This is a genomic window from Mucilaginibacter endophyticus, assembly GCF_003351025.1.
Classification (GTDB): Bacteria; Bacteroidota; Bacteroidia; order Sphingobacteriales; family Sphingobacteriaceae; genus Mucilaginibacter; species Mucilaginibacter endophyticus.
Map to the genome: position 1 here is coordinate 283,771 of NZ_QPCG01000001.1, position 10,832 is coordinate 294,602.

The 10,832-nt window shown below is 43.2% G+C and carries 7 protein-coding genes; 3 read left to right on the forward strand and 4 right to left on the reverse strand.

Going from position 1 to position 10,832, the window contains the following annotated elements:
* The first annotated feature begins 183 nt into the window (after nt 1–183).
* From DUL71_RS01215 to gyrB, 3 genes are all read left to right on the forward strand, one after another.
* Nucleotides 184–867, forward strand: a complete 684-nt coding sequence (locus DUL71_RS01215; protein ID WP_244228673.1) for a hypothetical protein — start codon at nt 184–186, stop codon at nt 865–867.
* Nucleotides 868–881: 14 nt separating this feature from the next.
* Nucleotides 882–1,619, forward strand: a complete 738-nt coding sequence (locus DUL71_RS01220; RefSeq protein ID WP_154402290.1) for a PEGA domain-containing protein — start codon at nt 882–884, stop codon at nt 1,617–1,619.
* Between the two features lie 261 nt (nt 1,620–1,880).
* Nucleotides 1,881–3,839, forward strand: a complete 1,959-nt coding sequence (gene gyrB / locus DUL71_RS01225) for a DNA topoisomerase (ATP-hydrolyzing) subunit B (RefSeq protein ID WP_112572580.1) — start codon at nt 1,881–1,883, stop codon at nt 3,837–3,839.
* Nucleotides 3,840–3,962: 123 nt separating this feature from the next.
* On the opposite strand, the gene DUL71_RS01230 is transcribed toward gyrB, so the two are convergent.
* From DUL71_RS01230 to tamL, 4 genes are all read right to left on the reverse strand, one after another.
* Nucleotides 3,963–6,764, reverse strand: a complete 2,802-nt coding sequence (locus DUL71_RS01230; RefSeq protein WP_114936382.1) for a S8 family peptidase — start codon at nt 6,762–6,764, stop codon at nt 3,963–3,965.
* A 103-nt stretch (nt 6,765–6,867) separates the two neighbouring features.
* Nucleotides 6,868–7,698, reverse strand: coding sequence for a M57 family metalloprotease (locus DUL71_RS01235; RefSeq protein ID WP_114936383.1), 831 nt, complete (start codon nt 7,696–7,698; stop codon nt 6,868–6,870).
* A 277-nt stretch (nt 7,699–7,975) separates the two neighbouring features.
* A complete protein-coding gene (locus DUL71_RS01240) occupies nt 7,976–8,440 on the reverse strand; it encodes an aspartyl protease family protein (protein ID WP_244228674.1) in 465 nt (154 codons plus the stop codon).
* Nucleotides 8,441–8,549: 109 nt separating this feature from the next.
* Entirely contained in the window at nt 8,550–10,832 is a 2,283-nt protein-coding gene (gene tamL, locus DUL71_RS01245) for a translocation and assembly module lipoprotein TamL (protein ID WP_114936384.1), read from the reverse strand.

Consider the following 10,832-nt stretch of genomic DNA (forward strand, 5'->3'; position numbering starts at 1 on the left):
AAATAAGAATCCTCTAAACCTTTTAAAGTATTCTCCGTAATAGGGTGTGATTTAATAATAGTTTATTTTATTTCTTAAATGATTTAAAAAGTAAATTAAAATTAAACATTTTTCAAATATCTTTTTAAAAGGTCTCCCTAAGCCGCGCAATTGATCTCCTGAATAATTAAAACTATTTTGAATATGAAGAAGCTGTTTTTATTGCCGCTTTTGGTATTTGCGCTGGGTAAAAGTTCAAAGGCTCAGAATGCTAACTGGCGCGATCAGGTAACCAATCAGAAATCACTGCACTTTAGTGTGGGTACACAAGGGGTAGGAGCCGAGTTTGCATACGGCGTTTTACCCAAAATGTCGTTACGGTTAGGGGCTAATATTATACCGGTGTCGGCCGATAATGTTTTCAGTGTTTCGGGGTTCAACGCCAACTCAAAGATGTCGGCCAATTTCTCCAATATCCATTTACTTGCCGATTTTATTCCGTTTAAAAGCGCTCCCGGTTTTAGACTGGTTGGCGGCGCCGGTTATTTTATTAACGCGAAAGGTAACATAGCGGTACAACCTAAAGACAATTACACCTATGGGGATATCGTATTAAATAACGAAGAAGTTGGCAACCTTAACATGAATGTTAACTGGAGAGGTTTTGCACCATACGCTGGTATAGGTTTATTAAAGCCTTTTTCAAATCGCACGTTTAACGTTAACCTTGATTTAGGTACTTATTTTCTGAAACAACCAGATGCCAATATTACTGCCTCAGGTATTCTTTCGGGCAATACCAGTCAATCGGCGCAATTGCAGCAAAATTTGAAAGGGTACCGGTTTTTACCCGTGGTTCAACTAAACTTCAATTTTAGAATACAATAGACACTATTATGATTATGGAAAATATAAAGAAATTGCTTTTTGTGTTGTTGCTGCTATCCGGGGCTTGTAAAAAACCAACCGAAGATCTTAAAATAGTAGTAGATACTAATGTAATAAAATATACCGCGCTCATCCATGTTACCGATGCCTCAAACCCGGAGGCGGTGCTCAAAAGCGGTACTTTAAGTGTAAGTGGTGATAATGCCGATGATATTTATGAAATATCGGGCAACAAGCAGTTTAATATCAATAATGGCGTAATTACCATTGGTCCTGGCCCTGCCGCTGTGCCTTTGGCAGGCAAGCCTGAAACTTATTCGGTACAGGTAAAGGTACCAGGTTATAATACGGTAAGTAAATCGATAAGTTTTGCAGCTGATCAAAAACAGCAGGTGGTAGATGTGTCGCTATCCAAAGCAGGTACGGTTAACAGTGCCCCTGTAATACAAAAGCCGTTGCCTGTTTATGATCCGGTGAGTTTAAACTTTACCGGCACGTGTTCCTCAAGCCCCGACCTGGTAATACGCCCGAGTATGTATGTGTTTTTCAGAGAAACAGGATCAGGGACGGTTTATCAATATCTTGGATACATGGAAAGCGGTAATATGACCGCTACAGCGTTGAAAAAAGGAGAGACCTATGATTTTCAGGTTACTTATGACGGCCAGAATTACGGTACCACCCAACAAATCAACAATGAAAGCGAAAGCCTGACCATAAATATGGGATCGGCTATTTGTAATAACTTTTAGGTGAGGAACGATAGGTGTTTAGCCGCTACCGGCCATAAGATGGGTAGCGGCTTTTTGTTTCTGAACCAGGATTAAACGGATTTCTCCGACTTATGGATTTTATATTGCAACTCCAGCAACGGTCAAAATCCCCTCAATCTATCTTCAGTTATCAATCGCGATATTCATCCCAAATCTATTCCACAACGGTACTTTTATCCACAAATAATCGTTAATACGGGGTATTTTTTGTAATTTTGAAGATTGTTTCATTAAATAAATATGAGCGAAGAAATTCAGGATAAATCCAATTATTCAGCAGATAACATACAGGTTTTAGAGGGTTTAGAGGCGGTGCGCAAGCGTCCGTCGATGTACATTGGTGATACAGGCGTTAAAGGTTTGCACCACCTTGTATATGAAGTAGTTGATAACTCTATCGACGAAGCTCTTGCCGGTTATTGCGATGATATAAAAGTTACTATACATGTTGGCAACTCCATAACCGTATCTGATAACGGTCGTGGTATTCCTACGGGTATCAATACAAAAGAAGGTAAATCGGCGCTTGAAATTGTAATGACTGTTTTGCACGCCGGTGGTAAATTTGACAAGGATACCTACAAAGTATCGGGTGGTTTGCACGGTGTGGGTGTAAGTTGCGTTAACGCGCTATCTACACACGTTGCTACTGTTGTTCACCGCGAAGGCAAGATCTTTACCCAGGAGTATGAGCGTGGTAAACCGATGTTTGATGTTAAGGAAATTGGTGTATCTGATAAAACAGGTACTATCCAAACCTTTCAGCCCGATCCGGAAATTTTTACCACTACTACCGAGTATAAGTACGATACGCTGGCCGGCCGTTTGCGTGAGCTTTCGTTCCTGAACAAAGGCATTCGCCTGAGCTTAACTGATGAGCGTGAAACCCTTGAAGACGGAACTTTCCGTTCGGAAGAGTTTTATTCACAAGGTGGTTTACGTGAGTTTGTTAAATTTTTGGACGGTACCCGTGCGCCAATCATCCCTGAACCTATTTATGTGGATGGTAATAAAGGCGGTATCCCGGTTGAGCTGGCTTTACAATATAACGATACCTATAGCGAGAACGTTTTCTCGTACGTAAATAACATCAATACTATTGAGGGTGGTACCCACGTAGCGGGTTTCCGTCGTGGTTTAACCCGTACCTTAAAAGCTTATGCTGATAAGGAAGGTTTGTTGAAAAACGTAAAAGTTGAGATTAGTGGTGACGACTTCCGTGAGGGTTTAACAGCGGTAGTATCGGTAAAAGTAGCCGAGCCTCAGTTTGAGGGCCAAACCAAAACCAAATTGGGTAACAACGAGGTAATGGGTGCTGTTGACGTAGCCGTAGGCGAAATTTTAGGTAATTACCTTGAGGAGAACCCTAAAGAAGCCCGTTTAATTGTAAATAAAGTGATCCTTGCCGCTACTGCCCGTGCCGCCGCCCGTAAAGCGCGCGAAATGGTACAGCGTAAGAGCGTTATGACAGGCTCAGGCTTACCGGGCAAACTGTCTGACTGTGCCAATAGTGATCCAACCCTTTGCGAGTTATTCCTTGTCGAAGGTGACTCGGCGGGTGGTACCGCCAAACAGGGCCGTAATCGCGAGTATCAAGCTATTTTACCATTACGTGGTAAGATCCTGAACGTGGAGAAGGCCATGGAGCACAAGATTTACGAAAACGAGGAGATCAAGAACATGTTTACCGGTTTGGGCGTAAGCCGCGGTACACCTGAAGATGATAAAGCCCTTAACATGACCAAACTCCGTTACCACAAGATCATCATCATGACGGATGCCGACGTGGACGGTTCGCACATTACTACACTGATCCTTACTTTCTTCTTCCGTTATATGAAGGAGCTGGTTGAGGCAGGTTATGTATATATTGCTTCGCCGCCGCTTTACCAGGTTAAAAAAGGTAAGGAGCACGAATATTGCTGGAACGACGTACAGCGCGATGCCGCTATACAACGTCTTAAAGGCTCTGGCAAGGAAGATAGTGTGCACGTACAGCGTTACAAAGGTTTGGGTGAGATGAACGATATCCAGCTTTGGGATACTACCATGAACCCCGAAACCCGTACCCTTAAGCGTGCCACCATTGAAAACGCTGCTGAGTGCGACCATACCTTCAGCATGCTGATGGGTGATGAGGTTGCCCCGCGCCGCGAGTTCATTGAGCGCAACGCTAAATACGCTAAGATAGACTCGTAAGCAACGCCCCCCAATCCCTTAAATGGGGAGGGATAGTTGATATATTTTTTAAGGCCTGCTTCTTTTGAAGCGGGCCTTTTTGTTGGAACTCGCCCGCCCCCGCTTGGTTTTCAGTGGGGCCTCTTAAATCTTTATCAGTTTGCCATTATAAACTACTTTGCCATTTAGTTCAATGGTATAAATATAAACACCTGCAACAAGTTTTACCGGGATGGTGTTTTGTAGCTCGTTAAAGCTTTTAACTGTGTTTAACTTACCATCGCTACCGTATAATTTAAACTCGTAGTTATTGATGTCGCCGCTCAGGATATTGATTTGCCCGGCAACAGGGTTAGGGTAAATTACAAACTGGTTCGGCTGTAAATAAGTGGCATCGGCAATGTTGGAGTAAATAATATCACCTGCGGTGGTGGTAAGCTTTGCCCGGTAATATTGTTTTCCCTGCCGGGGATTATTATCGGTGTACTGGTAACTAATCGATGTGGTAAGTGGTATAGTGTTTAAAGTATAGTATTTGCCCGCGGAGGTTGTTTTTTCGAGAGCGATGGATTTAAGATTATAAACGCTACCTAATTGTAGGTTGAGCACTATAGCATTGTTAACCACATTTGCCAGTAATGTTTTTACATAGCAGCCAACGCCTTGTGTAGTAGCATCAATTGTGTAGCTTTTTATACCTTCAAAGCCATTACCGGTAGCACTCACGGCAAAATAGGTTGAGGTTTGTTGCTGCGCGGATACAATAATACTGGTATCGGTAGTTGAGGCTAACTTTTGTAACAGGTTGTCTTTAATAGTATAAACGGTATAGTTTGTACTGCCAGGTTGAGGTTTCCATTGCAGCAGGGTGCCGGTGCTACAATTATAACCAACATCAAGGGTAAGTGGTTTAGAGATGCTGAATTCGCCGCTTATAAAAGTCTGGTCGCCGATAACCATTTTAAGCATGGCTTTAGTGAAAACATCGGGTGTCGCCCAGGTATAGTAGCGGTTTTTTAAGGTAGCGTTACTTATGGCTTGCCAGGTAAGGCCATGATCAAAGCTGACACTTATTGTACCCGATGTTGCGTTGAATGAGCTTTGCCACCTCAGATAATTATCCTCGCGGGCAAAAAGCTGGTCGCCGGCTGATGGGTAGATCCATTCAAACCGGTTTGCCATGGTCTCCTGGTGGGTAACATAGAACTTTTGCGTGCTGGCCGTAACCTGGCTGCCTTTAACATGTACTATATATATACCCGCTGTCGGGTTTTGTAAACTCACCTGCTCTGTATTGTTCAGGGTATCTACTTGTCTTTTTGCCGGAGCAGACAATGAATCGGCAGAAGGGAAACTGCTGAGTACCCATGGCAAAATTTCCTGACCGGATGGTGTGCTGACGCTAAGGTCGAGGTCATTGATTAATGCCCTTGGCGCATTGAGGGCTGCAGCCGGATCATTCCATGCTAATGAAATTTTAAGCTCCCTGCAGTTTGAGGGTACGGTTATATTGTAATTCATTTGCGTGTTATTGCTCACGGAGCCGGAAGAAAAGCGCTTATCATTAATAGTGCGTAAAGCTTCAAGCGCATTCAATGAGCCAAAGCCCGTTTTATGCTGCGGCCCCTGTGGCCCAATCTCATCCGCCGAGTTGATGAGTATGCTTTTTATCAATGCGGCAGAGGGTAACTGTTTAAATTGTGTTTTATAGGCCTGTTGCAGCAAAGCAACCGTGCCCGATACCAGGGCGGCTGCACCAGAGGTGCCATCCTCACCATCGGCTATCAGTTCGGGTTTAATGCGGCCATCATACGTTGGCCCCGCCGAGCTTAAGGACTCAGGATTGCCCATTCTGTCGGTTCCACCTACCACTAATACATTTTTGGCCTGCTTAAAATCGCCAGATAGGTTGGCCACTCCGTTTATACCGCTGTAAACACCGCTTTCGGGTGCCGAAGTGCCAACATTGCCAGATGAAAATACATGTACCAGCGAGTCGGTTTCAAAGATCTGCTGATCATAGGCCGCGCTTTCGGGGCCGTAATAGTTTTCAATGCCCGTACCATAAGAGTGGTTTTGCACCGAGATATTGTACGATTTAAAAATGGCAGTGCTATCCGGCATTAATTGTTCAAATGACGATGAGGTGAAGTTTACCTTAGGTGCAACTCCTAAGCCTTTAATGTATGAGTTGCCGTTGCCGCCTATTAGTGTTGCCATAGTGGTAGCATGGCCCGAAGTGATATCAGATGTTTTAAATGATTTGAAGCTGCGGCCTAAAAGGTCGAGGTCATTGTCGTAGCGGTTTTCTTTTACAGAGACATTAATGCCGGACCCTGTTATGTCCGGGAAATTAGCCCCTATGGCCGACATGGTATTTAAGCCAAGATCGATATCACTAATGGCAAGTTCTTCATGAGGCCGGCGCGCCTCGGTAGCGAATAATATATAATCCTGCTGTAGTAACGCCGGAAGGTTTTCTAATTTGATATTGAGATGTATAAGGTTGCCAGTTTGGCTGGTAATAGTACCGGAGTTTTTGATGTGATTGATCACTGTATCATTGGCTGCAGTAACTGTAACCTCAATGGCTTGTGTGCGTGCCGGATGTTGTTTCCAGTTTTTCGCCAGGTTATCAGAAGCTTTCCATAGTGGGGCGGCAGGGCTGGTACTGATGACGTTAGCATCGCCATTGATGGCCGAGACCGACGATACAATGTAATAGTTGTAGGATATGCGTTTGGTGATGTTGTATTTCCGGCTATCAATATGTGCCGGGTCTTTAAACTTAACGAGGTAGTATTGTTTTGATGTAGTATTTTGGGGAGCGGAAACAGATGTCTTATAAATGGAGTTGATAGCATCATCGCCCATGTGTTTTTGTGACCATGACACTTTAAGGCATAAAAAAAAGAGCAATACAGTAACAGGTATTCTTTTTGTCATAGGCGGTGATATGTTCAAAACCACTAAAGGGTTACTGCAGTGTCCCCTTTAGTGGTTTTGATAAAGCTATTTAGTTGAGATAGTGAAACAACTATAGGCGATATTAATATAAGTAGTTTAACGCAATTTGATCGTTAGCGTTAAATGTACGGTCGGTACCGCTTGAGCATGCTAACATCCATGAACCGGCATCAGCTTTGGTTGGTGTACCGGGAATTTTGATAGCGCCAATACCGGCTGAACCTTCATTACTCCGGCTGCCCCCGCAGCTAAAGGCGCGGTTCATATAATCGGTATGGCGGAAACCGATGCAATGGCCAAGTTCGTGCTGGATAACGGAAGTTACATAACCCAGATCAGGGTTTGCACCGTAAGCCTGCTCATTGGTATTCATCTGAATTTGATTATACGGGTTGCCCGATGAGGTAGGGAAGCCCGATGAGCCTAAGGTGATGTAACCACCACTTGGCCCCTGGTTAAAGCCAATGATCTGGATTGCGCCTCCGCTGCTTACCATTTGAAACTTAAGGGTAAGGTTTAACGCATTATAACGCGCAACCGCGGCGGTAGCCGCGTTAAGGTAAACAGTAGGTAAGTTTGAAACCGACACGGTTACCGTTCTGGGCAGGTTTTTAACCAGGTTGGTGGTACGGTACTGCTCAACATCGGCAATTCTTAAGGTAGGGCTGGTGCTCGCTTCTGATAAATTGGCCTGGGTTAAAAGGATATCGCCTTCAACAAGATAGCCGTCGCCCTGTTTACGCACTTCATCGGTACTGAAGCCTAAGTTTGAAATAGTTTTCAGCACATCATCCGGAATTGCCGTTTGGCTGGTAGTTGTGGTTTTTGCTCCTTTGTCTTTTGAGCATGAGAATAGTACACAGGCACTCACGATCACGCTTAGCCCGACCCCTAATAATAGTTTTCTTTTCATCGTTTTAGTTACGTTTAGATGTAAATGAAGAATAAAATTTTCAGCAACTGGCCAGTGCTATTAACCTATACGCAATATGTAAATAAAAGGTTATTTGGTTATTAATATAAAATTACAAAAAAGTATTCTTTTAAAGAATTATTGTCTTTCTTTTTAGTTTATATAGAAATTATAATTGCTAATGGTTGTATTGCTCGAACTATAGATCGGTTTTAACTAAAGGTGTACTAAAGATTGGATGGGGTAATGGACAATTGTTATCAGGCCTACAGGCCAGTTATGTAGCAAGATGCATAATTCGGCGTTTAGCTGATCGCGGCTTACTTAATTTTACTGCATGTTTTCCGTAATCAATAACAGCTTTATATTTCATTAAAATATCGCCGCCCAAAACGCCTAATACCTGCGGATGGCCCATTTGTTCATAAGCGCTATTAATGGTGGAGAGGTCAAGCACGGCTGCTTCAAATTCGGCGATTGGTAGTTCGCCAATGTACATGTCGCTTACCGTTGCCGTGAAAGATTCCATAGTATTGGTGCCAAGCCCGGTTGAGAGCTTTTCGGTGGCCAGTATGTTCATGGTTTCATTGGCTTCTGTTAATGAGGTTTGATCAAAAGCGGTTTTAGACGCGCCGGTATCCAGTACCATAATAAAGGCTTTACCAAACAAGGTGATTTCAATCAGCGGATGAAAACCATCGCCATGCAGATCGATGATTTGTAAAGGAACAGATATAATCATGGTAGGTGTGAAAATTACGAATTACAAATGTGCAGATTAAAGCAGTGGATTCAAACAGAAAAGCCCCGGCTTGCTGACCGGGGCTTTTCTGTTTGAATGTTATGTTAAGTTAGAACGGATATCCAATGGCAAGGTTAAATACGCTGCGGTTAAAGTTAAAATCCCAACGTGGTTCATTGGCACGTACGTATGGTGTACGTAAGGGGATACCCAGATCGGTACGTAACACCAATACCGTTAAATCAAACCTTAAACCAAAACCACAGTCGACAGCGAAATCATTATAAAATTTATTACTGAACACTGCTCCGGGTTGTTGGCTATTTGAGTGCAGCAACCAAATGTTACCTGCATCAACAAATAATGCACCCCGTACAATACTGAACAGTTTAGGCCTGTATTCAACGTTAGCTTCTATTTTGATATCGCCCGATTCATCTGCCAGGAAACCACCGGTACCTACACCGGTTTGCGGATCAAATGAACCCGGTCCTATAGCTCTTGCCCTAAACCCCCGTAAGCTGTTTGGTCCGCCTATGAAAAACTGCTGACTGTATGGTAACTGTGTAGAGTTGCCATAAGGTAAACCAACGCCAACTATAAATCTTGTGGCCACAGTACTGTTTGGTCCGGTTTTATGGAAATACCTGATTTCGTTTTCCAACTTTACAAACTGGTTAAATATAGCCCCGAAAAGTTTTTTGGGCTTGCCGCCCGCGCTATCGGCCCCGGTTACTAAGCCATATATGTTGTTGGAGAGGGTAACTTTACCATTGTAGTAAAATGTGTTGGTACGATAATCCTCGTTGGTATTGGTAAAGGTATAGCTGTAGCTTGGGCCTAATATAAATTGCTTGTCGATAACGTGTTTTAAAGCAGGATTAACAGGGCCGTTGGCAGGGTTAATACTCGCTTTATATTCGTCAGATACGCTTAGCGGATTTACGAACTGAAAGTTGATCAAGTTAAGCTCATGTGAACGGTGCTCCGTTTCGCGCCATTGGTAACCAAATGATAGGTTATAGGAATTTAGGTTATACAGTTTTTGACGGTTTACAATGGAGTAGCCCAGGCTTAAGTTTGTATGCGGAATATAGGCATCGGCTGCTTTAGGATATATCGGCCCTATAAAGCGGGGCCAGGAAAGTGTGGTTTGAATACCAGCCTGGTATACGTTATAACCGGAGTTTTGTCCACCCGCTTGGACGTCGGTACTTCCAAAAAGTGTTATTTTTAAAGATTCTGCTCCTTTAAAGGCATTACGGTTAAGCCAGTTAAGGTTTACCTGCGTACCGGTAAAGTTGGCCGATGTTGTGCGACCCAGCACATCAAGCGAGAGTGATTTCTTTTTGTATTGAGTTAAAAAGTAGTAAACATCCAGTTTTGATGAATCGGCAGATACATCCTCAAACCTGTTTTTTACAAATTTGTAAGGGCCGAGGTTAATGAAGCGGTTAAGTGAGTTGTTATGTGCGGTACGGTTATAAACCTGACCAGGACGCATCAACACTGTATTGGCAAAAGTATAGGTATGCACCGTATTGCGGCGCTCAACAATATTATACCATTTATAAAAAACGGCTTTATCCTTCATCAGCGAAGTATCCCTTAATGAGTAGCTTGGATAAACGTAAATGTTGTTGATGGTATAAATATTTTGCGCGCGCCCAGGGGTCTCATTTTTTACAGCCACAAATATATCAACCTGGTGACCGGCTATGGTACTATCCACGTGCATGATCAAGTCTTCGGGCGAGAAGTAATAAAAGCCTTCTTCCTTCAATCTTGCGTCAATCCGCAGGCGCTCGGTTTTTATAACATCAAGATTGTATTTATCACCAACCTTTAACAGTGTTTTTGCCGATGTTCCTGTAACAGCTGTATCTATAGTCCGGTTACCGGGTGGAAATACCACTTTCCTGATTTTATATCCCGGTCCGGTTACTGCCGTATAAACCGCCTTGGCAACTTTTGATGTTGGTTTTTTGCTTACTGTATCCCCGCTTACCTGTGCCTGGAAATAGCTTTCATTTTGCAGCCTGTTTTGGAGGATCTTGCTGTTTTGATCAAGGTTTACAGAAGTGATAAGCACAGGTGGCTCGCCTTTTTTATTAAGCCAGTGGGCAAGGCCTTTAGTTTTATTGGTTTTAGTTTTAAAGTACAGCCATAATTTAAAACGCATTCCTAATATGGTACTATTGGGTACAGGTCGTAATAAAGCGCCAAGTTCTTCGCTAAGGGCGTTCTTTTCGCTCTTTTTCAAAACCGAATCTTTGATCACTACCTCGCCGCCTGTGTATAACTTTTGGCCCGGCGCCAAAAACTTAGTGGTACTGCAGGCACTCAGTAAAACACATGATGAAAGCAGTATATATTTTAAATGTTTGGTCAT